The following is a 24,174-nucleotide window of genomic DNA, read 5'->3' as shown; positions in this document are numbered from 1 at the left end:
AGATCCGTCGAAGGCCACTGCTCTGAAACGGAACAGTGCTTTCTTCGTTAACGGATCCCGAAATCCGAGCGATGTCGCCGCCTAAAGCGCGTCGCATGCGACGCGCTTTAGATCATTGCTTTTATGCATGTCGTTGTCCCAAAACCGCTGCCCACTTTTGGGCGACATGCATTAGGCGAGCAGCGACTTGAGGTCAGTGTCAGGGTCGGCAAGTTTCGCTCGATCCGGCGTTATCCCCGCTTCGAGCAGCTTCTTTCCCGTCACATAGGCCTTGGCATCGTTGATGGCATCGACGGCGACGAATTTGCCTTGTCGGAAGTACCAGACCGATACGCTGCCTTCACGTTGACCCGGTCGAACAAGCGTTTCATCGTGACCGAGCCCAAAGCCGGCGATTTGGAGCTTCACGTCATACTGGTCCGACCAGAACCAGGGCTTCGGATCGTAGGGCTCGGAGCTGCCGGCGAGGATGGCAGCAATGGCCTCCGCCTGGTCAACGGCGTTCTGTACCGATTCCAGGCGGATCCGCATGCCCTGCCACGGCAGGACAGCGCAGTCGCCCATGGCAAAGATCGCCGGATCGGAGGTTCGGCCGTGGCTGTCGACGATGATACCATTGGCGGTCTCCAGGCCCGCCTCATGCGCCAGCGCGTCGTTCGCGATAATGCCGATGCCGACGATCACCACGTCGACTGCAATCGTCGAGCCGTCAGCAAGCTCGGCGGCAGTTACGCGACCGTTGTCGCCGATCAGGCGGTGGAGTCCCATGCCTTCACGGATATCGACGCCGCGGGAGCGGTGAATCCCGCGAACGATCGCGGAGGTGGCAGCGGAGGCGACGCGCTGGAGGATGCGGTCCGCCATTTCGATGACGGTTACGTCCATGCCGCAGGTCCGGGCGACTGCCGCAGCCTCGAGACCAATATAGCCTCCGCCGACCACCAGCGCGCGGCGCCCGGGCTGCATCTCCTCGGCCAGCAGGTCGGCATCCTTGAAATCGCGCACGACGTAGACGCCGGCAAGATCGCCACCGACCGAGGCGGGCAACCGGCGCGGCGTCGCCCCCGTTGCGAAGGCGAGCGTCTCATAGCCGAGCACCGATCCGTCGCTCAGCGTTACGTGTTTTGGCCCGCGGTCGATGCGTGTGACCGTCGTCGACAGGCGAATGTCGATGTCGTGCTCCGAATACCAGGCCTCCGGCCGATAGAGCAGCCGATCGAGAGTCATTTCGCGGAGCAGATATTTTTTGGAAAGCGGCGGCCGCTGGTAAGGAAGGCTTTCCTCCGAGGCGACGATCGTCACCGGCCGCTCGTCCTTCAAAGCGCGAAGTTTGGCAACCAAGGCAAAAGCGGCCTGGCCGCCGCCGACAACAACAAGTCTTCCCGACACCTGCTCCACCCGTCAGTTGATGCTCGCGTTCCGCCAGCCGTACCCTCTCCGCCCGAGCTTCGTCAACTCGGACGGAACGGCAAGACCGCCTGCAGGATCAGGGCTTCCGCGGGATTTCCATGCCCTTTTGCGCAGCCGGTCGGGCGAGACCGCGGTCGACCCAGGCCATGACGTTCGGGAAGCTCTCATAGTCGAGCACTTCCTCACCGCCGTAGAATCTGCGGGCCCCCTCTACCCACGGATAGGTGGCAATGTCGGCGATGGTGTACTCGTCGCCCATCAGCCATTGCCGGCCTTTCAGGCGCGTCTCGAGAACGCCAAGCAGGCGCTTCGATTCATCGCGGTAGCGTTCCACCGGATAGGAGTTGTTGGCGACCTTTTCGGCCGCGAATTTGAAGAAATGCCCGAACTGACCGAGCATCGGGCCAACCCCACCCATCTGGAACATCACCCAGCAAAGCGTCTCGTAGCGGCCGGCGGCATCGGCCGGGATAAGCTTTCCTGTCTTTTCTGCCAGATAAACCAGGATCGCACCGGATTCGAAGAGACCGATCGGCTTTCCGCCAGGTCCGTTCGGGTCGATGATCGCCGGGATTCGGCCGTTCGGGTTGAGCGACAGGAATTCAGGCGACTTCTGTTCATTGGCATCGAACGCAATGCGATGCGGCTCGTAGGGCAGGCCCAGTTCTTCCAGGGCGATAGAGATTTTCACGCCGTTCGGGGTCGGCAGCGAATAGAGCTGGATAATGTCCGGGTTGGTCGCCGGCCAGCGGGTCGTGATCGGGAAAGAGGAAAGATCAGCCATAAGGATGCCTCAAGGTGGGATGCTGAAGGTGAGACGTGCCGCCCCTACATAGGTCGTCGCAATTCCATTTGTTAGGCAAAATTTCCGCGAGCGATTGCATCGCTCCGTCATTTCTCCCGAAAGAACCGTGTCAGAGCGCAGCGCGGATGGATGCAATGATCCGGTCGACAACAGGGTCTTCCGCATGGACAGCCTTCCGAGCCCTGACGAAGCAGGCTTCCGACCGTAGAATTACGCCATCCGAAAGGATCTTGAGGTGGTTCGCCTTAAGCGTCGAGCCGGTCGAGGTGATGTCTACGATAATGTCGGCCGAGCCGGAAGCCGGCGCGCCTTCCGTGGCCCCCAGGCTCTCGACGATGCGATAGAGCTGGATGCCATGGCTTCCGGAGAAAAATTGCTGGGTCAGTCGCCAGTATTTGGTGGCGATCGCAAGCCTGCGCCCGTGACGCGCCCGGAAGTCGGCAGCAACATCGCCGAGATCCGCCATGGTATCGACGTCATACCAGATTTCCGGCACGGCCACGACGACGTCGGCATGGCCGAAGCCGAGCCGGGCGCAGAACTCCACGCGTGCATCGGCATCGGCCAGGCCCTCGCGAACGAGATCTTCGCCGGTGACGCCGAAATCGACTGCGCCGCTGCCGATTTCGCGGGAAATTTCCGAGGCCGAGAGAAAGGCGATCTCGACGTCGTCCCAGCCCTCCACGCGGCCGCGATAGGAGCGGTCGTTGCCGACGGCGACGATCTTCATTCCGGCGCGCTCGAAGATCGCCGAAGCATCGTCCTTCATCCGGCCCTTCGAAGGCAGTGCAATCGTGATCGTCATTTCACGCCCCCCGCGGTAGCAACCGCATGCTCGATCCGGTCAAGCCAGAGGGAGAAGCCGACCGCCGGAATATGTTCGCGGGCGCCGAGCAGCGTCAGCAGGCGGTCGAAGCGTCCGCCACCGGCCAGAACTGCCGCCGTCCCTTCGATCTCGATCTCGAAGACGAGGCCGGTATAGTAGTCGAGCGGGCGGCCGAAGGCGGCCCGATAGCGGATGAGATCTATATCGGCGCCCGCACGCGAAAGGGCCGCAACGCGCGCGTCGAAGAGCGACAGCGCCGCTTCGATTTTCAACCCGGACTTCGCGGCGAAGCCGAAAAGCGCAGCTGGCGCGTCGGCCAGCGGCAAGTCCAGCGTCAGGAATTCGCGCATGACGGCGAGCGAGGTCTTGTCGAGCCGCGTGTTCGCCAGCTCCAATTTCTCCTTGAGGCGGCGAGCGATGTCGCGGGGCGACCGGCTGGTATTGGTCGAATAGCCTGTGGCTTCCATGGTCTGAGCTATATAGGCGACGAGCCGGTCTTCGTCCTCAAGCATGCCCATGATCGCAAGCCGCTCGACCTCATGGCCGAAGACGCCCGCGGATTTCGGATCGGCGAGCTCCCCCAGAAGCTTCTGCAGCTGTTTCGGATCGCCAAAGGCATGGATCAGCCGCTTCTGCCAACCGGCCGGCAGCCCGCAGGCGGCGATCACTGCTTCGAACACCGATTGGTCGCCCAGCGTCACCTTCAGCCGCCGTCCCGGCAATCTGTTGGCAAGAACCTGCATCGCGTCGCCGACGGCTCTCGCGTCCGCCCGCGCCGTGTCCGGCTCACCGAGGTCCTCGATGCCGGCCTGATAGAACTCGCCCGATCCCTCGCGTCGCTGGCGGAACACTTCGCCGAGATAGGCATAGCGCTGCGGCGTGCCGGTCGCGGTCTCGATATGTCGAATGCAGACCGGAATCGTGAATTCCGGACGAAGGCAAAGGCTCTCGCCCGTCTCGCTCTGCGTCATGAAAATACGCCGCCGCAGGTCTTCCCCGGCCATGTCGAGAAAGGGCTCGGCCGGCTGGATCACCGGTGTGTCGACACGCAGCGTCTCCATCCGCTCAAAATCGGCAAGCAGGTCGCCAGCAAAGGCGGGGAGATTGATCAGAGGCATCGCGGTCAGTTCGCCCTTGTTCGATCCTCGGCCTGTGCCGCCAGCATCTCGCGCACCTTCGCGACCAGATCAGTTTCCGGCACGGAGACCTGCGCCACGCGCGCCTCGCGCCAGGCGACATTGTCCTGGATTTCGCCCGAGAGGCGCTTGCCCTCGATCAGGTCCTTGATCTGCACGACGCCCGAGGCGCGCTCATCGCCGCCCTGGATGACCGCCAGCGGCGAACCGCGGCGATCGGCGTATTTGAGCTGGTCGCCGAAATTCTTCTTGTTGCCCTGGTACATCTCGGCACGGATGCCGGAATGGCGCAGCTCTTGGACGAAGCGCTGGTAGCGGCCCATGCTTTCGATGTCACGGTCCATGACGCAGACGACCACCGGCGCGATCAGGTCGTCGGTCCCGAGCTTGCCGAGATTTTTCAGCGCCGTCATCAGCCGCGACACGCCTATCGAGAAGCCCGTTGCCGGCACCGGCTGCCCCATGAAGCGCGAGACGAGGCCATCATAACGGCCGCCGCCGCCGACCGAGCCGAAAACGACCTCCTCGCCCTTCTCGTTCGTGACCGCAAATTGCAACTCGGCCTCGAAGACGGGGCCGGTGTAATATTCAAGGCCGCGCACGACCGAGGGGTCGATCTTGATGCGGTCCGCTTCATAACCCGCGCTGAGCACGAGGCTGCGGATCGCATTGAGTTCCTCGACGCCCTCCCCGCCCCTGGCAGTTCCGGCAACGAGATCGGCGAGTTCATCGGCGCTCTTCGCATAGTCGGTGATGCCGACGAAAAACAGGATCTTGCGGATCTGCTCGTCATTCAGACCCGCACCCTTGGTGAAGTCGCCGCTTTCATCCTTGCGGCCTTCGCCCAGCAGCAGCCGGACGCCTTCCGGGCCGAACTTGTCGAGCTTGTCGATTGCACGCAAAACCGTCAGACGCGCATTCGCGTGCTCGTCGCCACCGAGGCCGATTGCCTCGAGCACACCGTCGAGAACCTTGCGATTGTTGACGCGGATCACATAGTCGCCGCGCTGAATGCCGAGCGCTTCCATGGTGTCGGCCATCATCATGCACATCTCGGCATCGGCCTGGACGCCCGCCGCGCCGACGGTGTCGGCGTCGAACTGCATGAACTGGCGGAAACGTCCCGGGCCCGGCTTCTCGTTGCGGAAGACGTAGCCGGCCCGATAGGTCCGGTAGGGAAGCTGGATCTCGTTGAAGTTCTCCGCCACGTGCCGCGCGAGCGGTGCCGTCAGGTCGTAGCGCAGGCTCATCCACTGATCATCGTCGTCCGTCAGCGAGAAGACGCCTTCGTTCGGCCGATCGCTGTCGGGAAGGAACTTTCCCAGCGCGTCGGTATATTCGAACAACGGGGTTTCCACCGGATCGAAACCGTAGCGCTCGTAGACCTCCTCGATCTTGGCGAGCATTTCGTTGACGGCGCGGATATCCGCCGCCGAACGATCGACAAAGCCACGCGGAATGCGAGCCTTGAGCTTCTGCGGTTTCTTCGGTTTCTCGTTCATTGAAAGTATTTCCGGACTGTCAAATTTTATCGGTGCCTTCCCTACCGGATCACGTCAAGGGCGGCAAGGGCAGCCGGAATAAAGGGCGCGCCCGTGGTGGGCGCGAGAAACCTCCTCGACGCACGCTTCAGCTTTCTTTCGAGAGCTCCGTCGCTCCACAACAGGCGTCAATCTCGAATGTAACAAAGCTGTGATTGTACTTATGGCGATATTCTCCTATAGGTTAAGTGCTGGTCGACTGGGTTGTCCGGCAGCCCAATGCGATACGGCGGCAGAAATCATGCAACGCTTTGCCGCGGGCAGACCCCGGGCAATATTCTGCTTGAAAGCCGGAACAAAGGTCGGCGCGACGCGAGAGCGCGCGAACGACGCAAGGGCTTCAGCGGAGATTTTGGCGGCATGCTGAAATTTATGAGACCCGGTCGCGGCGCAATCAAGCCCGCCCATCTGGAGGCCCATGAGGGCTGGACGCGCGATCTGGCGCAAGGGGATTATCTCGTCGAGCCGTGGCACTGCAATCTCGCCAACGGCACCTTTCTTCTGGGGCCGCGGACGCTCGCGCTTCTCGGCGCACGGCAGAACCCGTGCGGTATCATCGACCTGCTGCGCGTCCACGACGGAGACGACAGGTCAATAATTCTGAACATTCTGGAGCAGGCGACCGGGACGCCGTCTTCCTTCTGTTTTTCCACGCGCGTGCGTAGTCGATCCGGACAAGCCTCGCCGCTTTGTTGCGTCGGAAACTCGACGCTTGCCAGTGAAGTCGGAGACGGCATGCTGGAAGGCATATTTGCCTTCCCCGACACCGGGAACTGTTGAGCAGGTGATTGGGGCGGCCTGTCCCTCTTTCACTGGCCGAAATTTATCTTATCTTACATGCATGCTGCGTCGCCTCGCCCTCGTTCTGCTGTTTCTGTCTGCGCCACTCATCGGCGCCCCGTCGGCCGTGGCACAGGCGCGGGATGTTGCCGCGACGGGAGTGGGCCATCATCACTCGGCAGCCGTTGCCGCCGATCATCACGCTTCAGCAAATCATGACGCGCGCTGCGAGACGACAGAGCGCTGCGATCTTCCCACGAAGCCTCTGCATCCGGCGCTGTGCTCGGCGTGCCTGGCAATCAGCCCCGCTCAGTCCAAATTGACGCGGCCCGAAACCCCGTCCACCCGCCTTTCCTTGCGGCATTACGCGAAACCTCTCGGCGAGAGCGTGAGGCCGCAGGTTCCGCCGCCCAGGCCCTTCCTTTCGATCTAGGGAACCACGCGGTCGCTCCGCGAGGAATGTTCCGAACGTTTGAAATGAAACATCTCTCCGTTTTTGGCGAAACCGCCCGGAAGCGAAACAATCCCGCATATCGCGGACAAGCGCCCGCGAATGCCGGATAGGATTTCGAAAGGAAAATATCATGTCCCTGAAAACGATCGCCGCCGCCCTCATGCTGGCAGCACTTGCGACCACCCCTTCCCTTGCGCAGGAAAGCGGCCACGGAACCATGCACGGCTCGACGGAGGCGGCAAACCCGGCCGGCGATGTTTCGCCGTCCAGCAAGGCCTTTGCCGCAGCAAACGCCAAGATGCACAAAGACATGGATATCGCCTTCACCGGCAAAACCGACCTCGACTTCGTGCGCGGCATGATCGCTCACCACCAGGGAGCGATCGACATGGCCAAGATCGAGCTGGAACACGGCAAGGATGACGAGATCCGCAAGCTGGCGGAGGACATCATCAAGGCCCAGGAAGGCGAGATCAAGATGATGAAGGAATGGCTTGCCAAGAACGGCGGCCAATGAACAAGATCTTCTCTCCCGTCAAGGCATTCTACTGTTGAACAAAGCAGGAGGCCCGACGGGAGAGGTTTTCCGGCTGGCGCCGCCGGTTCACGCGGACTGACGCGCCGGCCTTTTTAATTGCTGCCGCATATCCTCGATGCCTGCGCGGCAAAAACACCCTTCGATATGGTCGTTGACGAGGCCCATGGCCTGCATGAAGGCGTAGATCGTCGTCGGTCCGACAAAGGTCCAGCCGCGTTTCTTCAGGTCTTTCGAGATGCGCGTGGACGTTACGGTCGTCGGATTGGCGATCAAGGCCTCGTAGCTCACGACCTTCGGACGCTCGCTCTGATCCGGCTCATGGGACCAGAAATAGGAGGCGAGTGAGCCGAACTCCGTGCGCAGTTCCTTGGCCCGCCGCGCATTGTTGATGGTCGAGACAATCTTGCCGCGATGGCGCACGATGCCGGTGTCCGCGAGGCAACGCTCGATATCGGCCTCGCCGAATTCGGCGACACGGTCGAAATCGAAGCCGGCGAAGGCGGCGCGAAACGCTTCGCGCTTCCGCAAGATCGTCAGCCACGACAGGCCCGACTGAAAGCCTTCCAGGCAGATCTTCTCGAACAGCCGGTGATCGTCCGTAACCGGCCGGCCCCATTCCTCGTCATGGTAGCGCCGGTAGTCCTCGAGATTGCCGTGCCAGGCGCAGCGATCAAGTCCATCATCTCCGGTAATCAAGCCTTTGGCGGCCATTGTTTCATTCTCTCTCGGTTGCTCTTTTGTTCTGTTTACCACTCGCAAACCACTTTCATAAAGTGGCCGATAACCCTACCCAGAGCTTTATCCGCGCGCCGGCCTTTTAATGAATGGCCGTTTACCTTTCGGTGGCAACGCGATGCCACGATCAGGCCATTGCCAGGCGCGCCTGGCCGGCGAAAGCGCCGCTTTCCCGGCCATGGAGCCTTTCTTTGAAAATTTTCGGCGCAATGTAGCGAGTCCGCCCATGATGAAAAAATCCCTTTTTCTTGCCATATCCCTCCTCTGTGTCGTTGCCGGCGAGGCCGGCGCGCGCGACCGGTATCACAATCGTCCGCCCGTTATCGTCAGCCCGGATCTCACCGCCCCCTGGTTGATGCAGCTTGGCGGGCAGCAGGCGCGTCCGGTCGCCTACCGTCCGCAGATGCCGACGGCCACCCGAAAGCAGTTCGACGGACGTCAGGCAAAGCGCCTAACTGCGCCGGCATTGGTGCAGCCGGTTGCGGCCGTGCGCGCGCAAAAGCCGACGAAGACGAAGTTCGATCCGCAGTTCCTGCCGCAAACCGTGGCCTATGATGGTCCGGAGAAGCCTGGCACGATCGTGATCGACACCAACAACCGCTTCCTCTATCTCGTCACAGGCAAGGGCGAAGCCCGTCGCTATGGCGTCGGTGTCGGCAAACCTGGCTTCGAATGGGCCGGCGCGCACAAGATTACCCGGAAGGCGGAGTGGCCGACCTGGACGCCGCCACAGGAAATGATCGCGCGGGAAGCCGCGAAGGGGCATTATCTGCCGGCCCGCATGGAAGGCGGCCCCGGAAACCCGCTCGGCGCCCGGGCCATGTATCTCGGCTCCACGCTCTACCGCATTCACGGCACCAACGCGCCCTGGACGATCGGCTATGGCGTCTCGTCCGGCTGCATCCGCATGCGCAACGAAGATGTCGTCGATCTCTATGAACGCGTGAACGTGGGCACGAAGGTTATCGTGATATAAAACCGCCCTTCACCTGAATAACCCGCGTACAGATTGCGTTCGCCCTGGCAACAGTGCTCCAAACGCAACAGCTGTTCCCAGAGATACAAGTTACGCCGGTGCCTATGCTCTATCGGATATGGCGCAGGCTTGAGCTTGCAGGTAATTTGCCGAACCTGCACGCGATTAGGGTTGAGAGGGAATCGTTAATGAAATTTCATGCCAAGAAGGTGGTTGCGCTCGCTGTCGCGGCCACGGCACTGTTTGGTGCGACGAATGCATCGGCGTTCACTCCGGCGAATGCACTGGAGGCCACCGCCAAGCGTTCCGACATTCTGCTGGCCGCCTATCAGAAGCGGCCGCCGCAAAGATATTGGCGCACCAAGGTCCGTTTCCGGACGAATGAAGCTCCCGGCACCATTATCGTCGATACGAACAACAAGTACCTCTATTACATCGACGGCCCGAACCGCGCGACGCGTTACGGCATCGGCGTCGGTCGCGAAGGCTTCGGCTGGTCCGGTGTCGTCAAGGTCGGCCGCAAAGCCGAGTGGCCAAGCTGGACGCCTCCGGCGGAAATGCGCGTGCGAGAAGCCGCGAAGGGCCGCATCCTGCCAATCACCCAGCAAGGCGGCATCGACAATCCGCTCGGCGCCCGCGCGCTTTATCTCTACAAGGGCGGCCGCGACACGATCTTCCGCATTCACGGCACGAACCAGCCCTGGACCATTGGCCAGAACATGTCGTCGGGATGCATCCGGATGATGAACGAGGACGTCGAGCACCTTTACGACCGTGCCGGCATCGGGACGAAAGTGATCGTCATCGGCCCGGGCAACAAACACGGCGACGTCAATTACGACGATCGCGGCGTGGACATTTTCCGCCAGATCTTCGGCGGCTGAGTTTATCAAGGCAGCAACGTGACGAATGCCGGCACCGATCAGTGCCGGCATTCGTATTTTTGACGTCAGAGACCGGCAGGTTTCGGCCCGCCATAAGCCCAGTCCAGGAGTTCGACCGTGTGCAAGATCGGAAGCGCCGTTCCGGTCGCGATCTGCGTGATGCAACCGATATTGCCGGTCGCAATCACATCCGGTTTCGTCGCTTCGATGTTGCGCACTTTGCGCGCCTTGAGTTTCTCCGATATCTCGGATTGCAGGATGTTGTAGGTGCCCGCGGACCCGCAACAGAGGTGGCCCTCGGCCGGCTCGCGAACCGTGAAGCCGGCCCGCTTCAACAGCTCTTTCGGCGCCGCGGTGATCTTCTGGCCATGCTGCATCGAGCAGGCAGAATGATAGGCAACCGTCATCCCGCGCTTCTCCCGCTGCGGCAATTCGAGACCCGCCAGGTATTCAGTGATGTCCTTTGCCAATGCGGATACTTTCGCTGCCTTTTCCGCATATCCCGGATCCAGCCGCAGCATGTGACCATAATCCTTGATCGTGGTGCCGCAGCCCGAGGCGGTAATGATGACGGCATCAAGACCGTCTTCGTCTTCCGCCTTCAACCAGATATCGACGTTACGGCGAGCGGCCTCGAGCGCCTGTTCCTCCCGCCCCATGTGGTGGACCAGCGCTCCGCAGCAGCCCTCGCCGGCGGAGACGACAACCTCGATGCCCTGTCCCGTGAGCAGCCGGATCGCCGCTTCGTTGATCTCAGGCTTCAAGACCGGCTGCGCACAGCCGGTCAGGATCGCCACCCGGCCACGGCGCTCGCCCTTCGCTGCGTAGGTAGCGGGCCTGGTCCCTGCGGAGGCCGGTGGCACCGCTTTCGGAGCCAGGTCGAGCATGACGCCAAAGGTCTTCATCCAGGGAATTCGCTTCACCAGCCCCGCCAATGGGCGGGTAACGCCAGCCGCCCGTAGCGCGAACCGAAACCGCCTTGGGTAGGGCAGCACCGCGGCGAGAACGGCGCGCGCGAAGCGATCCTTGAACGGCCGTTTGTAGGTCTTTTCGATGTGGATGCGGGCATGGTCGACCAGATGCATGTAGTCGACGCCCGATGGACAGGTGGTAAGGCACGACAGACAGGAGAGGCAGCGGTCGATATGCGTAACGGTCTCGCGGTCCGCCGCCCGGCCGTTTTCGAGCATGTCCTTGATCAGGTAGATCCGCCCGCGGGGACTGTCGAGTTCATCGCCGAGGACGACATAGGTCGGACAGGTTGCCGTGCAGAAACCGCAGTGGACACACTTGCGCAGGATCTTTTCGGATTCGGCGACACGCGGATCGGCGAGTTGCGCGGGTGAGAAATTGGTCTGCAACCGAATACTCCAATTAGCGACGGTCCCGGATCAAGGCGACCCGGATTCGTTGCACTATTCCTATAACCTAGGGCGGGATCCGGGCGAAGACTTGCGCGCCCCGCCGCATTCCACCCTGCAATCCCGAGTCTAGACCAGCCAGCTCTCGGGATTGGTGATCGGTTCCTCCCGGGCCGCTTTCTGCAAGCCGACAACGCATCTGACGACGATCCATACCGCTGTGGCCACAAAGCCTAGAACGCCAATGACCATAACGGTAAGCAGCGCCGAAATTATGCAGAAAAGCAAGGCGATCCAGAAGGTGCGGATCGCCCAGGTATAGTGGGTCCTTGCCCATGGCTCCGCCTTTTCGCGGTTGAGATAAGCCAGCACGATCCCGATGAGCGCGGTGATGCCGATGGCAAAGCTGACGAGATAAAGCACATAGATGATCTGAATGTTGACCTTGCCCGGTTCCAACCAGCGATCGGTCTGGCGGGAAAGCGGTGTCCGGGGACCGGTATCGCTCATCGAGTTCTCCCATGGCACGTTTCGAACGGATCGCGCCTGTCGGCGAGATCGGCGGCAGAAGAAGTCTTTTCACTCACTCCCTACTCCTGCCTGGGCGCCTATTGCCATCCGCCCCGGGTTGAAAATCCGCGACGGATCGAACCTGGCGCGGATGCGCTCCGTCAATTGAGCGACGGCCGGCGCCTGCGGTTCGAAGGCCGGAACGCTTGCGCGCGCATCGTCGCTGGCCCTCACCAGGCTCGCATGGCCGCCGCCGAGCGCGGCGACATAGCGGCGCACGAGCTCCGCCTCAGCGTCCGCTTCCATCCGCAGCCATACAAGCCCGCCCTGCCAGTCATAAAACGCATCGACGCCGGTTTGCAGGCGCAGCGCGGCAACGAGCTGATGGCCGGCGGACGGCGCGACCGAGACCCGCCACAATGGTCGCCTGGTGCCATCGGCATAGGGCTTCACGTCGCGGATTTCCGCCCACAATGCATCCGTTGCCGCCGCGTCGAGTCGAGAAACCGGCCCGATCCGGGAAAGCGCCGCAGTGAGTTTCTCAGCACGTATGTCAACGGATTCCGCCAAGCCCTCCAGCCTCAGAACAGTTGCCGCGCCTTCGGGAAGCGCGCCGTCCAGGAAGCGTCCGCGCACGCTCTCCGGCAGATGGGCCGCGCCGGAAGCCTCCACCGGAAGCGCCATCGTCTCGGCCATGGCCGCCGCAGCTTCTGCATCATTGAGACCCGAGACGACCACCGTCGCGGCCGTTGGCGGCAGCGGCAGCACCTTGAAGGTGACTTCCGTCAAGATCCCGAGCGTGCCGTAGGAACCTGCCATGAGCTTGACGAGGTCGAGCCCGGTGACGTTCTTCATGACCCGGCCGCCAGCCTTGATCACGTCGCCGGCTCCATTGACGAATCGCACGCCGAGCAGGCTGTCGCGCGCGGCACCGGAGACATAGCGCCGGGGACCGGAAACATTCGCCGCGAACACGCCACCGATTGTCGGCTCGCCCGACGTGGCGAAGATCGGCCGATGATCCACCGGTTCGAAGGAAAGCATCTGGCCGTTGGCGCGAAGCGCGGCTTCGACCTCGGCAAGCGGCGTTCCGGAGAGCGCGCTCATGGTCATTTCCGCCGGATTGTAGCTGACGATGCCGGAGAGGCGGCGGGTCGAGAGCGTTCGGTCCGTCCGCACCGGATTGCCGAGGCCCGAGCGCGTGCCACCGCCGACGATCGCCAGCGTAACGCGCTCTGCCGCTGCGGAGCGCACGATCGAGGCGATCCCCTCCTCGCTGGCTGGTTCGAAGTGAACGATCATGCTGCCGGCCGCCCTTCGAGCGGAAAGACCTTCGACGGGTTGAGGAGCCATTCGGGATCAAAGGCCGCGCGTGCCGCCATCTGCTGGTCGAGATCGGCCCGACTGTATTGATGCAGCATCAGGTCACGCTTCTCGATGCCGACCCCGTGCTCGCCCGTCAGGCAGCCGCCGGCATCGACACAGAGCTTGAGGATGTCATTGCCGGCCGCCTCGGCGCGGGCGGCATCGTCCGGATCGTTGATGTTGTAGAGGATCAGCGGATGCATGTTGCCGTCTCCGGCGTGGAAGACGTTCGCGACACGCAGGCCATAGCCGGCGACGATCTCGCCGGTCTTGCGCAACACATGCGAGAGCTGGCTGAGCGGAACCGTACCATCCATGCAGATATAATCCGCGACGCGGCCTGTTGCGCCGAAAGCCGATTTCCGGCCTTTCCAGATCAGCGCCGCCTCGAGCGCCGATTGGCACTCCCGGATCGTGGTGACGCCATGACGGCGAGCGACCTCGATGATGCTTTGAAGCATCGCGTCCATCTCCGCCTCGGATCCCTCGACTTCCACGATCAGCAGAGCCTCTACATCGAGCGGATAACCGGCATGCGCGAAGGCTTCGCAGATCTCTATCGCCGGCTTGTCCATGAATTCGATCGCGACAGGAATGATGCCCGCTCCGATGACATCGGCAACGCAGGCACCGGCCGCCTCGGACGAAGCAAAACCGAAGAGCACCGGCCGCGCGCCTTCCGGCTTGGCGATCAAACGCACCGTTGCTTCCGTGACGATGCCGAGCTGGCCTTCCGAACCGCAGACGAGGCCAAGCAGGTCATATCCGGCCGCGTCCAGCGCCTTGCCGCCGACTTCGATCACGGTACCGTCGAAAAGCACCATCTTCACACCCAGGAGATTGTTGGTGGTGACGCCATATTTCAAGCAATGAGCGCCGCCGGAATTCATGCCGATATTGCCGCCGATGGTGCAGGCGAGCTGCGAACTGGGGTCGGGCGCATAGAAGAAGCCATCGCCGGAGACCGCCTCGGAGATATTGAGGTTGGTGACGCCCGCCTGAACCGTTGCCGTTCTGTTGAAGAGATCGATATCGAGAATGCGCGACATCTTCGAAAGGCCGATAACGACGGCATCCTCCTGCGGGATGGCGCCGCCCGAGAGCGATGTGCCGGCGCCGCGCGGCACGACGGGGATGCCGTAGCGGCTGCAATATTTGAGTACGGCGGCTACCTGTTCCGTCGTTTCCGGCAGAGCCACGGCAAGCGGCAACCGCCGATAGGCGAGGAAAGCATCAGTCTCGAAGGGCTTCAGCTCGCGCTCCTCGCTGATCAGACAGCCTTTGGGCAAGAGATCCTTGAGGTCCGCGACGATTTCCTGCCGGCGATCCAGAACGGCTTGTTTCGGTTTCAGAAACCCGATCGTCTCCGGCATGAGATACTCCCAAACAAAACTGCCACAGAGTGGTATTTTTTGTTTACCACTAGATCGCCACGCATTCAATGAACGCGCAAGCGCGTTGGCAGTTTGAATCTAGAGCATCTTATCCGTTTTGTGAAAGCGGGATGTACGAGATCGCCACGCGTCGTATCAGACGCGCAAAACTCGCGGCAGCACTTTGAACCGCCGCATGTTTCCTAACATCGGCTCCGATTTAAGAAGACATGCAGTAGGATCGACAGCCAGCAAATGCTAATGAGCTTTTCGTTTTCGGCAATAATGGACAAGATTGATGACAAATCTCGGCGATCTCGAGATCTTCACGCGGGTCGTCTCCGCCGGCAGCATGTCCGCCGCGGGGCGCGCGCTCAGCCTTTCTCCGGCGGTGATCTCCAAGCGCGTCAAACGACTGGAGGACAGGCTCGGCACGCGGCTCCTGCAGCGCACGACACGGCAAATTTCGCTGACGGAGGCGGGACAGGGCTTTTATGACCGCGTCCTCGGCATTCTGGCCGGCATCGAGGATGCGGAAGCCTACGCTTCCGGCCGCTCGTCGCAGGCGCAGGGTACGCTCAGGATTACTGCCCCGACATCCTTTGGCCGCATGCACATCGCGCCGCATCTGACCGGCTTTATGAAGGATCATCCGGACCTGAAACTCCACATCGTTCTCAGCGACGATTTTGCGGACATCGTCGCGGAAGGTTTCGATCTCGCCGTGCGGATCGGCGAACTCACCGATTCAAGCCTCGTCGCGCGGAAGCTCGCGCCGGTCCGTCGCCTCCTCTGTGCGGCACCGAGCTATGTGGCCCGCCACGGTCTTCCGCATGAAATCGGCGATCTCGCAAACCATGTCTGCCTGCCGGCGCACAACAACGACAATTGGAAGCTCGAGGGCCCCGGCGGCAGCCTGAGCTATCGCCCGGAGGGGCCGCTCGTCACCAATTCGTCGGAGATCATCCGCGAGGCGGTGATCGCCGGCGCCGGCATCGCGCTGCGCTCCACCTGGGACATCGGCAAGGAACTGCGCGCCGGGCAGCTGGTCCAGGTGCTGCCGCAATGGGAAGGGTCCCATAACCTGACGCTCTCTGCCGTCTACCCAAGCCGGCAATTCCTGCCCGCCAAGGTCCGCCTGTTTATCGACTACCTGGCGGCACTCTACGGACCGGTGCCCTACTGGGAGCAATAGGCGCGCGTGGCGGATCGAGCGCATTCCCAGACGCCATTCGTGGAATTGCTTTATTTCTGCGCGCTTTCCTCGTGGTGGCGGCGAATACGCCGGACCACGAGCCAGACGCCGATGACGGCAAAGGGAACCGCCAAACCGGTCAGCAGGCCTGGATCGACCGGCAGTTCGTAGCTTACGGCCTTGGCAAGGTAACCGAACAGGCCAACGACGTAGTAGGAAATGGCGGCGACCGACAGGCCTTCGACGGTCTGCTGCAGGCGCAACTGCAGCTTGGCCCGACGGTCCATCGAGTTTAACAGGGCGCTGTTCTGCTTTTCGAGCTCGACGTCCACCCAACTGCGAAGCAGCGCCGTGGCGCGCGAGAGCTTGCGCGACAGGTTCGCCTGGCGTTCCTCGACCGACTGGCAGGTTCGCATGGCCGGTGCCAGTCTGCGTTCGAGAAACGTGCCGATCGTCTCGTAACCGGGCACGGCCGTCTCGGACAGCGTGCGGATGCGCTCCTGTACGATACCGTAATAGGCGCGGCTGGCGCCGAAGCGATAGAGGCTGAGGGCGGCACCGGCCTCGACGTCGGCGGCAAGCCGGGTGATTTCGGCGAGCATCTCGTCGGCCTCTTCGCGGACGTTCTCCTTCATTCGCTGCGTAATCGCGGTCAGGCCGTCCTCCGTCCGGCGGATTTCCGGCGACAGCGATTGCGCCAGCGGCAGGCCAAGCATAGCGAGGGTGCGATAGGTCTCGATATCGAGCAGGCGCTGCACCAGCGCGCCCGTGCCCGCTTCGGTCAGGCCGCAGTCAATGACGAGTATCTGGGTGAGCCCATCGCCGTTCTGGCGAAAGTCCGTCACGAGCACGGCCTGGCCGTTCTTGGTTTCGCTGTAACAGAGGCTGGTCGGATCGAAGGCCTTGATCGCCTCGCGCGCCTCGGGCGTGTCCGCCCGGATTTCGAGACGTATGCCGGAAATCAGCGTTCCCGGCGGCGAAAACCCGTCGCCGAACGGGTGAATGGGCACCTCGCCGCCGAACTGTTCCGGCGCCGGTGCGTCCCAGAAATAGGTCGAGAATTCCGTATGCCGTTCCCAGCGCAGCGTGCCCTGCCCCCAAGGCATGGCGTGGTGGTTGGCGTCGCGGCCGGGCGGAGCGATACCGCGCGAACGCGACAGCTCGGACAATGCGGCGTGGTCAACGACCGAGCCGCCTTCTGTCATGAAGGCAAGCTGAAAAATGACGCGGGGCGTCGTCACCAGCGCGTAGGGCCGCGAGTGAACTTCACCGAGAACCTGCGCACGCAGCGGCGCGGACGGAAATGCGAAACTGCCCTTTGCCATGAAGCGCTTCATCCCCCTCACGCGTTCATCATCACTCTCTTATCAACCAAGTGCGCAAAATGAACAGGACGCATTGACGCAGTTTGACTTTTATCAGTCTGTGTCGCCGACAAGTGGACAATCAATTTGACCAGTTGGGCGAGCCTGCCTAGATTGCCTCGCCAAGGAGAGTTTCGCCGTGACCGAAGAGCAAATCGACCTCTACTCCCGCATCAGCCATAGCCGGACCGCGGACGAGGTCGTGCAGCAGATCGAGCTTCTGATCCTCGAAGGCGTGTTGCGCGATGGCGACCGCTTGCCGGGCGAGCGGGAACTGTCGAAGCGTTTCGACGTGTCGAGACCGATCCTGCGCGAAGCCCTCAAGGAACTGGAGGCGCGCGGACTTGTGGAAAGCCGGCATGGCGGCGGCACGTTCGTCGCCGACGTGGTCGGCCAGATCTTCTCGAAACCGCTGATCGAGCTCATCGGGCGCCACCCCAAGGCGACGCAGGACTACCTGGAGTACCGCCGGGAGCTCGAAGGCCTGACGACGGAGCTGGCGGCGAGCCGCGCAACCGATTTCGACCGTGACATTCTCACCCGCATCATCGAGCGGATGCGGGCGGCCCATCGCAACGGCGACTTCGACGAGGAACTGGAGGCTGACGTCGAGTTGCACAACGCGATCGGCGAGAGCGCCCACAACATCATTCTCCTGCATACGCTGCGCGCCTGCTACAGGCTTCTGACCCAGGGGATATTCTTCCACCGAACATCGGTGTTCGGCGCTCCGGGCGCACGCGATCGGCTTCTCGCCCAGCATGAGGCGATCTACGCCGCTATCATGGCCGGTGACCCGCAGGCCGCCAAGGCGGCGGCGCAAAGCCACATCGACTTCGTCGCCGCCGCGGCCCACGAAGCGGAGCGCACCGGCGAGTGGGCACGCATCGCGCGGCTGCGGCTTCAGCAGCGGGATCGCGCGGGATCCTAGTATCCCTCAGGCTTACCCGTCTTGCGTTCGTCGTAAAAATCAGCGGAATGCAGCCCGCAGGCCTAGCGGGGCTGTTTTTTTGGCGAAATGAAAGCGCGTACATATATTTAGTGCTGAAGTAGCGATGCCTGTCGGAACCGCGACGCCGTCTCGCCAGTTAACCGCTGGACCGACGTCATTTACAGGCAAGATAGGCGCGTCATACTTGTCCAGTAATTGATGTCTATTGATTCGCAGGAGTAATAGCGCCCTTGAACTTCTTGAACCGGCTAGCTGCTGATGTGCATCTGATGTTGCGCCGCCCGGCGCGCATGCAATATGCCGCGCTCTGCTACCGTTTTCGCAAGAAGACGCGTGCGCTGGAAATCCTCCTCATCACCAGTCGCGACACCGGCCGCTGGGTCATTCCAAAAGGCTGGCCAATGCAGGGCAAACGGGCACACGAGGTCGCGGAGCGCGAAGCCTATGAAGAGGCGGGCGTGAAAGGCAAGGTGCACAAGACCGCAATCGGCGCCTATGTCTACCAGAAGCGCATGAATCATGGCCTGAAGATCTCCTGCAAGGTTCAGGTGCACGCGCTTGAAGTCGATGACTTCTGCAAGAATTTCCCTGAGAAGGGTACACGGCGACTTGAATGGGTCACTTACCAGGAGGCGGCAAACCGCGTCGCCGAACCCTCGCTGAAAAGCCTCATCCTGAACTTCGGCGAACGGATGTCAGCGCTTCCCGCGCCCGTGCCCAAGAGCGCCAACGGCTGACGGCCGGATTTGGGTGGGCGGTGCCCGGCCCGCGTGAAAAAAGCGCCCGTTGGCCATAGCCGCCATTCTCCCGCCAATTCCGCTTGAACACGCTGACCTGTAGCGCTACTGGCGACTAAGTGAATGGAGATCGACTGTGGCCAAGCCGCGTCCGCGCCTGGAAAAGCTGACCCTGGACAAGGACCTCGACAAGCTCAGCCTTGCCGAGGAAGCATCGCATCACGTGATGCGCAGGTTGGCTGCCCCCGGCCTCGCGCTGCTCTTCCTTCTTCTCAGCATGGCATTCGCGGCGACCTATGTGACCGGCTCGTCCGGTGCCGCCATCGTCGTCGCGGCGGCGGCGATAGCTGGTTACATGGCGATGAACATCGGCGCCAACGACGTGACGAACAACGTCGGCGCCGCCGTCGGCGCGAAAGCGATGACGATGGCAACGGCCTTGGGCATTGCCGCTGTCTTCGAAGTCGCGGGCGCCCTGATCGCGGGGCGGAAGGTCACGCTTACGATCGAGGCCGGCATCGTCGATAGCGGGCTCATCGATCCTCCCGCGCTCGTCTGGGTGATGATGGCCGCGCTTATCTCCTCCGCAGCCTGGATCAACATCGCCACCTATTCGCGCGCGCCGGTATCAACCACTCACTCGATCATCGGCGGCATCGTCGGCGCCGGCATGACCGCCGCCGGTCTTTCCAGCGTCAACTGGTGGGCGCTCGCCGGCATCACGGCAAGCTGGTCTATATCGCCGCTGCTTGGCGGCGTCGTCGCGGCGATTTTCCTCGCCTTCCTCAAAGAATTCATCATCTATCGCGAGGACAAGATCGGGGCCGCGCGGCGCTTGATGCCGGTCGTCCTGGGTGTGACGGCGGGGGCCTTCACCGCCTATGTGGCGGTTTTCGCGCTCGTTCATGTGGCCGTCATTTCGCTCTCGAGCGGTCTACTGATCGGCCTGCTCACAGGCATCTTCTGTTACCTATCGAGTAAGCCCTGGATCCATCGCCAGTCGGTAGGACTCGACAACCGCAACCAGTCGCTTCGCAAGCTGTTTCGCATGCCGTTGATATTCTCCGCGGCACTGCTTTCCTTTGCGCACGGCGCGAATGACGTCTCCAACGCCATTGGTCCGCTGTCGGCGATCGTTTCTGCCGTCAGTGGCGCCGCATCGACAGAAAGCGCGAGGGCACCGTTCTGGGTCCTGCTCATCGGTGCGCTCGGCATTTCACTCGGCCTCTTGCTCTACGGGCCGCTTCTGATCCGGGTCGTCGGCGAGGAGATCACGCGCCTCAATCCCATGCGCGCCTTTTGCGTCGCGCTTGCCACCGCCGTTACCGTGTTACTCGCATCTGCTTTCGGGCTGCCGATCAGTTCCACGCACACGGCAGTCGGCGCAGTCTTCGGCGTCGGCTTCTTCCGCGAATGGTACACGCGCCACTCCAGACGGCGGCTGGAATATGTTCGCCAAAAGACCGGACAGGCGGATTTCATGGGCTCGGCGGAGACCAATTTCGCCGAAGTGCGTCGCCGTCGGCTGGTGCGCCGCTCCCATTTCCTGACGATCGTTGCGGCCTGGGTCATTACCGTTCCAGCGTCCGCCCTGCTCTCCGCAGTCGTCTACATCATCCTGTCCGGCCTTTTCCTCTGAAGGTGACCGAATTGCGTGCCAATTTCCGTATGCAGCGCCTGTTTGTCGAAAGCCCGCTTCACGCCGGCTCGGCACATGAGGCCACCAAGGAACAGTACAACTACCTCGTCAACGTGCTGCGCTTCGCCGAGGGGGCGTCCGTGCTGGTCTTCAACGGCCGCGACGGCGAGTGGCGGGCCGAATTGTCGCTGCCGTCCAGGAAACGCCTCCTTCTCACCGCGGTCGAACAGACGCGTCCGCAGCCCGCCCCTTGCGACCTCGTCTACCTGTTTGCGCCGCTCAAGGTCGGCCGGCTCGATTACCTCGTCCAGAAGGCAGTCGAGATGGGTGCCGGTCGTCTGCAGCCGGTGATGACACAGCACGTTCAAGGCAAGATCGGCAGCCTCGACCGGGTTCGCGCGAATGTGATCGAAGCAGCCGAACAATGCGGCGTCCTTGGCATTCCTCAGATCGACCACCCGAGAAAACTCGAAGACCTCCTTGCGACCTGGCCGCGAGATCGCCGCGTCATCTTTTGCGACGAGGGCAACGAGAGCCAGAATCCGCTGCCGATCCTGCAGGCAATCAGCGAGCGTCAGCTGGCCCTGCTGATCGGCCCGGAAGGTGGCTTTTCCGAAGCCGAGCGGACACTGCTGCGCAGCCTCGACTTTGTAACAGCGATACCGCTCGGGCCGCGGATCCTGCGCGCGGATACGGCAGCGGTCGCGGCGATGGCGCTCATCCAGGCTGCGGTCGGCGACTGGCGATGATCCCCCGCCCTCTTGGCCACCCTACGGGGCCGCATGTCTCATCAGACGCGCAAAGATTGCTGTAGCGCTTTGAATTGCTGCATGATTTGCCCTTGAATCGGCTCTGGTTTAAGAAATGCGGGCGGTGGGAAGTTTTTTTGAGGAGATCTTGAAAGAAATTCACTTGCGCCGCACCTGATTACGGTTCAAGCACCCACCATCGCCCCTGCTGCCCGGCAGAGCCGCTCAAACAAAGAAGACGCTTATGGCCCGAGACACCACCGACCAGACGCCGGTTACCTCTGTCGCTGAACTGACCGCCTATCTGGCGTCGGGATCGAAGCCGAAAGAGAAGTTTCGGATCGGGACGGAACACGAGAAATTCGCCTTCTTCAAGGCGGACAACAGCCCTGTACCTTATTTCGGCGAAGCCAGCATTCAGGCGCTTTTGAACGGCATGGCCGAAAGGTGCGGTTGGGAACCGATCGTCGACGAGGGCAACATCATCGGGCTTGCCGAGCATTCGGGCAACGGCGCGATCTCGCTGGAGCCGGGCGGACAGTTCGAACTCTCCGGCGCGCCGCTCGAAAACCTGCATCAGACCTGCAAGGAATCCAACCAACACCTGGCCGTTCTTCGGGAAATTGCCGAACCGCTAGGGATACGCTTCCTAGGCATTGGCGGCAGCCCGAAGTGGACACTTGCCGAAACGCCGCGCATGCCGAAGTCGCGATACGATATCATGACGCGCTACATGCCGAAGGTCGGCACCAAGGGCCTCGACATGATGTATCGCACCTGTACGATCCAGGTGAACCTCGACTTCTCGTCCGAGGAGGACATGCGGCGCAAGATGCAGGTTTCGATGAAGCTGCAGCCTCTTGCAACCGCTCTCTTCGCAAGCTCGCCTTTCACCGGCGGCAAGCCGAACGGCCTTCTTTCCTGGCGGGGCGACATCTGGCGCGATACGGACAATCAGCGCGCCGGCCTGCTGCCGGCTGCCTTCAAGCCGGAATTCGGCTTTGCCGACTATGTCGAATGGGCGCTCGATGTGCCGATGTATTTCGTCGTTCGCGACGGGCATTATCATGACTGTACCCATGTAACGTTCCGCCAATTCATGGCCGGTGCGCTCAAGGGCGAGGTTGCCGAGTGGCAGCCCAACATGGGCGACTGGGCCAATCACCTTTCGACGCTCTTTCCTGATGTCCGGTTGAAGCGCTTCCTCGAGATGCGCGGCGCCGACGGCGGCCCTTGGCGCCGGATCTGCGCGCTGCCGGCCTTCTGGGTCGGCCTGCTCTATGACGACGAGGCGCTCGCGGACGCCGAGACGCTGACGCGCGGCTGGAGTTACGACGATGTGCAGGCGTTGCGGGACGCCGTACCCGCCCAAGCGCTTTCGGCAAAGCTCGGCACAACCTCCCTCTTCGATATCGCGCGTGAAGTTTTGACGATTTCGCGTGCCGGCCTGAAGCGGCGCAATCGGCTCAACGGCGACGGAATAGACGAAAGCCAATTCCTGGCGCCGCTCGACGAAGTGCTGGCGAAAAAAGCGACGCTCGCCGAGGACCTGCTGGCCCTTTACAACGGCCGTTGGAACGGCTCTGTCGAACCGGTCTTCGCCGAATACCAGTATTGAGCAATTCCAGAAAAAGTGTGTAACGGTTTCCGTCCGCAATCGCGCAGGCTCAAATACCTAGAGGCTGCTTTTGCTACGGCCCGGTGCTGCCCACGCCGTTTAAAAAGCGGTTTGAAGTCCACCAATTCCCGTTATAGTGCAGCGACATGCGTCGTTCGGCCGGGAAGGAAATGCGATGGCACCGCTTTTTGACATGTTCGCGCAGGCGCAGAACGGCAAGGCCATCGAAATGATGGCGAAGCAGTTCGGCCTCGCCCAGGAACAAATGGTGAAGGCTACGGCGGCGCTTCTGCCCGCTTTCTCCACGGCCTTCAAGCGCAACACGGCCAATCCCTATGATTTCGGTGCGTTGCTGGGTGCGCTTTCGACCGGCAATTACGCAAAGTATTTCGAGGACATGAGCCAGGCATTCACGCCACAGGGCATGGCGGATGGCAACGGCATCCTCGGCCAACTTTTCGGCTCCAAGGAGATGTCGCGGGCGATCGCCGCGCAAGCGGCGCAGATGACTGGCATCGGCCAGGAGATCTACAAGCAGATGCTGCCGGTAATGGCGAGCACATTGATGGGCGGCCTCTTCAGACAAACGACCGGCACGTCCGGCGATGCCTTTGCCAACAATCCAATGATAGTGATGATGCAGCAATGGATGGAGGCAACCGGGCTGGCCAAGAAGCCAGAACCTGCCCAAACCGCCTTCGACAATCCCTTCATTCAGGCGATGCAGGGTTTCTTCGGCACGGCAAAGACGGAAGATAAACAGAAGACGCCCGATATCTTCGCCGGCAATCCTTTCGTGAAGGCATTTCAGGACATGATGCAGGGCGGCGCGGGCGCACCTGAAAAAGCCCCCGCGGAAAACCCGGCCTTCGCGCAATTCTCCGAAATGATGAACACGATGTTCGACAGCGGGCTCGAAATGCACAAGGAATACCAGAAGAACATCGACGCTCTGTTCGAGAGCTACAGGAAAAGTTCGGGCGACAAGGCCTGATTCCGGAAGAACGGTTTTCCCTGCGGAATTGCGCAGTTTCAAACAGTCAGATCGTTGACGGGCGAGAAGCAGGGTCCAAGCTTTGCTTCCTCCGATGACTGCAGCCTTGGCAGCAATCCTCGCAGAATCGTGCAAAAAAAGCCCGGTACATGTCTTGGTCATGTACCGGGCAAGCGGCAGGGTCTATTGGCTCATACCCTGCGGGGAACGTTCGGTGCGGTCGACGCACCGC

The 24,174-nt window shown here is 61.8% G+C and carries 22 protein-coding genes; 11 read left to right on the top strand and 11 right to left on the bottom strand.

The window, feature by feature from the left end; all coding sequences use genetic code 11:
• Window positions 1-171: 171 nt before the first annotated feature.
• The 5 genes from QN224_RS03640 to hisS all read right to left on the bottom strand — a co-directional run bounded on the left by QN224_RS03640 (window position 172) and on the right by hisS (window position 5,679).
• Window positions 172-1,389, bottom strand: coding sequence for an FAD-dependent oxidoreductase (locus QN224_RS03640; protein ID WP_283975569.1), 1,218 nt, complete (start codon window positions 1,387-1,389; stop codon window positions 172-174).
• 97 nt (window positions 1,390-1,486) lie between these two features.
• A complete protein-coding gene (locus tag QN224_RS03635; protein ID WP_283975568.1) occupies window positions 1,487-2,194 on the bottom strand; it encodes a glutathione binding-like protein in 708 nt (235 codons plus the stop codon).
• Between the two features lie 130 nt (window positions 2,195-2,324).
• Window positions 2,325-3,020 (bottom strand): ATP phosphoribosyltransferase, encoded by a 696-nt coding sequence (gene hisG, locus QN224_RS03630; protein ID WP_283975567.1) that lies wholly within the window; start codon window positions 3,018-3,020, stop codon window positions 2,325-2,327.
• Complete coding sequence (locus QN224_RS03625; RefSeq protein ID WP_283975566.1) at window positions 3,017-4,159, bottom strand: ATP phosphoribosyltransferase regulatory subunit; 1,143 nt, start codon at window positions 4,157-4,159, stop codon at window positions 3,017-3,019. Before QN224_RS03625 ends, hisG begins: the two co-directional genes overlap by 4 nt.
• A gap of 5 nt (window positions 4,160-4,164) precedes the next feature.
• Complete coding sequence (gene hisS, locus QN224_RS03620) at window positions 4,165-5,679, bottom strand: histidine--tRNA ligase (RefSeq protein WP_283975565.1); 1,515 nt, start codon at window positions 5,677-5,679, stop codon at window positions 4,165-4,167.
• 399 nt (window positions 5,680-6,078) lie between these two features.
• On the opposite strand from hisS, the gene QN224_RS03615 reads away from it, so the two are divergent.
• Window positions 6,079-6,498 carry a hypothetical protein gene (locus QN224_RS03615; RefSeq protein WP_283975564.1) on the top strand — a complete coding sequence of 140 codons (420 nt, stop codon included), beginning with the start codon at window positions 6,079-6,081 and terminating at the stop codon, window positions 6,496-6,498.
• A 584-nt stretch (window positions 6,499-7,082) separates the two neighbouring features.
• Entirely contained in the window at window positions 7,083-7,469 is a 387-nt protein-coding gene (locus QN224_RS03610) for a DUF305 domain-containing protein (RefSeq protein ID WP_283975563.1), read from the top strand.
• Window positions 7,470-7,556: 87 nt separating this feature from the next.
• On the opposite strand, the gene QN224_RS03605 is transcribed toward QN224_RS03610, so the two are convergent.
• A complete protein-coding gene (locus QN224_RS03605) occupies window positions 7,557-8,201 on the bottom strand; it encodes a DNA-3-methyladenine glycosylase I (RefSeq protein WP_283975562.1) in 645 nt (214 codons plus the stop codon).
• Between the two features lie 250 nt (window positions 8,202-8,451).
• On the opposite strand from QN224_RS03605, the gene QN224_RS03600 reads away from it, so the two are divergent.
• Window positions 8,452-9,201: a L,D-transpeptidase gene (locus tag QN224_RS03600; RefSeq protein WP_283975561.1), complete on the top strand. Its 750-nt coding sequence runs from the start codon at window positions 8,452-8,454 to the stop codon at window positions 9,199-9,201.
• 188 nt (window positions 9,202-9,389) lie between these two features.
• On the top strand, window positions 9,390-10,085 hold the full coding sequence (locus QN224_RS03595) for a L,D-transpeptidase (RefSeq protein ID WP_283975560.1): 696 nt from the start codon (window positions 9,390-9,392) through the stop codon (window positions 10,083-10,085).
• A 65-nt stretch (window positions 10,086-10,150) separates the two neighbouring features.
• On the opposite strand, the gene glcF is transcribed toward QN224_RS03595, so the two are convergent.
• From glcF to QN224_RS03575, 4 genes are all read right to left on the bottom strand, one after another.
• Window positions 10,151-11,446 carry a glycolate oxidase subunit GlcF gene (gene glcF, locus QN224_RS03590; RefSeq protein WP_173510734.1) on the bottom strand — a complete coding sequence of 432 codons (1,296 nt, stop codon included), beginning with the start codon at window positions 11,444-11,446 and terminating at the stop codon, window positions 10,151-10,153.
• 129 nt (window positions 11,447-11,575) lie between these two features.
• Window positions 11,576-11,956 carry a hypothetical protein gene (locus tag QN224_RS03585; RefSeq protein ID WP_283975559.1) on the bottom strand — a complete coding sequence of 127 codons (381 nt, stop codon included), beginning with the start codon at window positions 11,954-11,956 and terminating at the stop codon, window positions 11,576-11,578.
• Between the two features lie 69 nt (window positions 11,957-12,025).
• Complete coding sequence (glcE, locus tag QN224_RS03580) at window positions 12,026-13,258, bottom strand: glycolate oxidase subunit GlcE (protein ID WP_283975558.1); 1,233 nt, start codon at window positions 13,256-13,258, stop codon at window positions 12,026-12,028.
• Window positions 13,255-14,694 carry an FAD-linked oxidase C-terminal domain-containing protein gene (locus tag QN224_RS03575; protein WP_283975557.1) on the bottom strand — a complete coding sequence of 480 codons (1,440 nt, stop codon included), beginning with the start codon at window positions 14,692-14,694 and terminating at the stop codon, window positions 13,255-13,257. The genes glcE and QN224_RS03575 overlap by 4 nt, the downstream gene beginning before the upstream one ends.
• A gap of 298 nt (window positions 14,695-14,992) precedes the next feature.
• Between QN224_RS03575 and QN224_RS03570 the strand changes: the two genes are divergently transcribed.
• The gene (locus QN224_RS03570; RefSeq protein ID WP_283975556.1) at window positions 14,993-15,889 is read left to right on the top strand and encodes a LysR family transcriptional regulator; all 897 of its coding nucleotides are present in this window, start codon (window positions 14,993-14,995) and stop codon (window positions 15,887-15,889) included.
• Window positions 15,890-15,939: 50 nt separating this feature from the next.
• Here QN224_RS03570 and QN224_RS03565 read toward each other — a convergent pair whose 3' ends face one another.
• Entirely contained in the window at window positions 15,940-17,214 is a 1,275-nt protein-coding gene (locus QN224_RS03565; protein WP_283975555.1) for a DUF3422 family protein, read from the bottom strand.
• 178 nt (window positions 17,215-17,392) lie between these two features.
• On the opposite strand from QN224_RS03565, the gene QN224_RS03560 reads away from it, so the two are divergent.
• The 6 genes from QN224_RS03560 to QN224_RS03535 all read left to right on the top strand — a co-directional run bounded on the left by QN224_RS03560 (window position 17,393) and on the right by QN224_RS03535 (window position 23,942).
• On the top strand, window positions 17,393-18,184 hold the full coding sequence (locus QN224_RS03560; RefSeq protein WP_283975554.1) for a FadR/GntR family transcriptional regulator: 792 nt from the start codon (window positions 17,393-17,395) through the stop codon (window positions 18,182-18,184).
• A 251-nt stretch (window positions 18,185-18,435) separates the two neighbouring features.
• Window positions 18,436-18,942, top strand: coding sequence for an NUDIX hydrolase (locus QN224_RS03555; RefSeq protein ID WP_173510741.1), 507 nt, complete (start codon window positions 18,436-18,438; stop codon window positions 18,940-18,942).
• Window positions 18,943-19,078: 136 nt separating this feature from the next.
• The gene (locus QN224_RS03550) at window positions 19,079-20,581 is read left to right on the top strand and encodes an anion permease (RefSeq protein WP_283975553.1); all 1,503 of its coding nucleotides are present in this window, start codon (window positions 19,079-19,081) and stop codon (window positions 20,579-20,581) included.
• A gap of 11 nt (window positions 20,582-20,592) precedes the next feature.
• Window positions 20,593-21,330, top strand: a complete 738-nt coding sequence (locus tag QN224_RS03545; RefSeq protein WP_283975552.1) for a 16S rRNA (uracil(1498)-N(3))-methyltransferase — start codon at window positions 20,593-20,595, stop codon at window positions 21,328-21,330.
• Between the two features lie 244 nt (window positions 21,331-21,574).
• On the top strand, window positions 21,575-22,948 hold the full coding sequence (locus QN224_RS03540; RefSeq protein ID WP_283975551.1) for a glutamate--cysteine ligase: 1,374 nt from the start codon (window positions 21,575-21,577) through the stop codon (window positions 22,946-22,948).
• A gap of 175 nt (window positions 22,949-23,123) precedes the next feature.
• Window positions 23,124-23,942, top strand: a complete 819-nt coding sequence (locus QN224_RS03535) for a DUF937 domain-containing protein (RefSeq protein WP_283975550.1) — start codon at window positions 23,124-23,126, stop codon at window positions 23,940-23,942.
• The last annotated feature ends 232 nt before the right edge of the window (window positions 23,943-24,174 follow it).

The sequence above is a fragment of the Sinorhizobium sp. 7-81 genome, assembly GCF_030124405.1.
GTDB classification, from domain to species: domain Bacteria; phylum Pseudomonadota; class Alphaproteobacteria; order Rhizobiales; family Rhizobiaceae; genus Sinorhizobium; species Sinorhizobium psoraleae.
Note: the sequence above shows the minus strand (reverse complement) of the source record. Positions and strands in the feature narration are given on the sequence as shown.

What these genes read in the sequence shown, in the direction of transcription:
- QN224_RS03635 (WP_283975568.1), bottom strand. Translation starts at nt 2,194, where the DNA reads ATGGCTGATCTTTCCTCTTTCCCGATCACGACCCGCTGGCCGGCGACC.
- hisG (WP_283975567.1), bottom strand. Translation starts at nt 3,020, where the DNA reads ATGACGATCACGATTGCACTGCCTTCGAAGGGCCGGATGAAGGACGAT.
- QN224_RS03625 (WP_283975566.1), bottom strand. Translation starts at nt 4,159, where the DNA reads ATGCCTCTGATCAATCTCCCCGCCTTTGCTGGCGACCTGCTTGCCGAT.
- hisS (WP_283975565.1), bottom strand. Translation starts at nt 5,679, where the DNA reads ATGAACGAGAAACCGAAGAAACCGCAGAAGCTCAAGGCTCGCATTCCG.
- QN224_RS03615 (WP_283975564.1), top strand. Translation starts at nt 6,079, where the DNA reads ATGCTGAAATTTATGAGACCCGGTCGCGGCGCAATCAAGCCCGCCCAT.
- QN224_RS03610 (WP_283975563.1), top strand. Translation starts at nt 7,083, where the DNA reads ATGTCCCTGAAAACGATCGCCGCCGCCCTCATGCTGGCAGCACTTGCG.
- QN224_RS03605 (WP_283975562.1), bottom strand. Translation starts at nt 8,201, where the DNA reads ATGGCCGCCAAAGGCTTGATTACCGGAGATGATGGACTTGATCGCTGC.
- QN224_RS03600 (WP_283975561.1), top strand. Translation starts at nt 8,452, where the DNA reads ATGATGAAAAAATCCCTTTTTCTTGCCATATCCCTCCTCTGTGTCGTT.
- QN224_RS03595 (WP_283975560.1), top strand. Translation starts at nt 9,390, where the DNA reads ATGAAATTTCATGCCAAGAAGGTGGTTGCGCTCGCTGTCGCGGCCACG.
- QN224_RS03585 (WP_283975559.1), bottom strand. Translation starts at nt 11,956, where the DNA reads ATGAGCGATACCGGTCCCCGGACACCGCTTTCCCGCCAGACCGATCGC.
- glcE (WP_283975558.1), bottom strand. Translation starts at nt 13,258, where the DNA reads ATGATCGTTCACTTCGAACCAGCCAGCGAGGAGGGGATCGCCTCGATC.
- QN224_RS03575 (WP_283975557.1), bottom strand. Translation starts at nt 14,694, where the DNA reads ATGCCGGAGACGATCGGGTTTCTGAAACCGAAACAAGCCGTTCTGGAT.
- QN224_RS03570 (WP_283975556.1), top strand. Translation starts at nt 14,993, where the DNA reads ATGACAAATCTCGGCGATCTCGAGATCTTCACGCGGGTCGTCTCCGCC.
- QN224_RS03565 (WP_283975555.1), bottom strand. Translation starts at nt 17,214, where the DNA reads ATGGCAAAGGGCAGTTTCGCATTTCCGTCCGCGCCGCTGCGTGCGCAG.
- QN224_RS03540 (WP_283975551.1), top strand. Translation starts at nt 21,575, where the DNA reads ATGGCCCGAGACACCACCGACCAGACGCCGGTTACCTCTGTCGCTGAA.
- QN224_RS03535 (WP_283975550.1), top strand. Translation starts at nt 23,124, where the DNA reads ATGGCACCGCTTTTTGACATGTTCGCGCAGGCGCAGAACGGCAAGGCC.